This is a genomic window from Streptodolium elevatio, assembly GCF_053592165.1.
Genome location: NZ_JBSFVE010000087.1, coordinates 1 through 1,123, shown reverse-complemented (window position 1 = coordinate 1,123; position 1,123 = coordinate 1). Strand labels below are relative to the sequence as shown.

The 1,123-nt window shown below is 34.4% G+C and carries 2 protein-coding genes; both read right to left on the bottom strand.

Annotated features, from left to right (window positions below):
* Window positions 1-1,003: phage portal protein (locus ACWD12_RS41115; RefSeq protein WP_450103968.1), on the bottom strand; the 1,003-nt coding region annotated here is incomplete at its 3' end.
* The gene (locus ACWD12_RS41110) at window positions 1,000-1,101 is read right to left on the bottom strand and encodes a hypothetical protein (RefSeq protein ID WP_450103969.1); all 102 of its coding nucleotides are present in this window, start codon (window positions 1,099-1,101) and stop codon (window positions 1,000-1,002) included. The genes ACWD12_RS41115 and ACWD12_RS41110, both read right to left, overlap by 4 nt.
* Between the last annotated feature and the right edge of the window lie 22 nt (window positions 1,102-1,123).

Sequence of the window (1,123 nt, the reverse complement as noted above, 5' to 3'; positions counted from 1 at the left end):
CAATAGCTGGTCTCATGTTAACGCTTATGTGGTCGCTTAACTTATACTCCAATTCACTTATAGCAGGTCTTAAATAGCGATTTAATGCACTTGCATACATTCCACTTATTTGTTGAATTGAGGATTGTTGGTCACCTTGTCCACCAATATAGCTGTCAGGAAGCCCATATACTTTGGCATATTGCTTAGAAGTCCAATCTGTTTGTGATAATAATTGAGCTACATTTGATTTAATTTCTAGTGCAGTAAATTCTTCAAGGTCATCTAATACTACAGGACCACCACTTCTTGAACGTTTCATAAACGAACGAGAACGAGATGCTTTATCGTTATCACTAAGAAGCCCACCACCTTTAACAGTAAGTACACCAGGAACATTTAATGAACTATTCAATGAACTAATTGTTAATCTATCAGAGGCTCTTTGGATTTTTGATTCACGCCTCAAAGAGTAAAGTGGACTAATTCCAGTTTTACCACCATCAATTGATAGTAGTTTCATATGAATCAAATCGCTCTGTGGAGCTTGTAAAATAGGCTCTATCTTAGGGTCATCAAAAGTGATGTTATAATACATTCCGTTTTCATACTCGAAATAATAAGTATTTACTTGAGATGGCCTTAAATATTCCCATTTCATATCAGCGCCATTAGCATTTCTCCAACGATAAGCGAATGCTTCGCCTCCTAAAAGCAACTGTGCAAACATTGATTGCCAAAATCCATGTTTATTAGCATTAGTACTTGGATTATCAATGATTCCTTGATTCTTTTTCTTTTCAGCATTGATTTTAACTATTGCTAAATCACTAGATAGTTGCAAGATAATAGAAAATAAGTCTGAATTTCTTAATGCTGCACGAGCTGAAACCCATTCATTATTATCACCAAGCAAACTTTCCATTATTTGAGCATCATTTCCATCTGGAAAATAGCTTTGAACACTACCAACTTCTGGCGGATCATTTGTTTGGTTGATAAAGTTTAATATTGGCAAAATCAATCACCTCCCTTCGTAATTTTGGAACTAATAAACCAAGAACCAATTCCAAAAATAATAAATGTTACTGTTAATGTAATTCCACCAGCAAATAAGTTCATTAGAAAAACTGTGATATTTAAC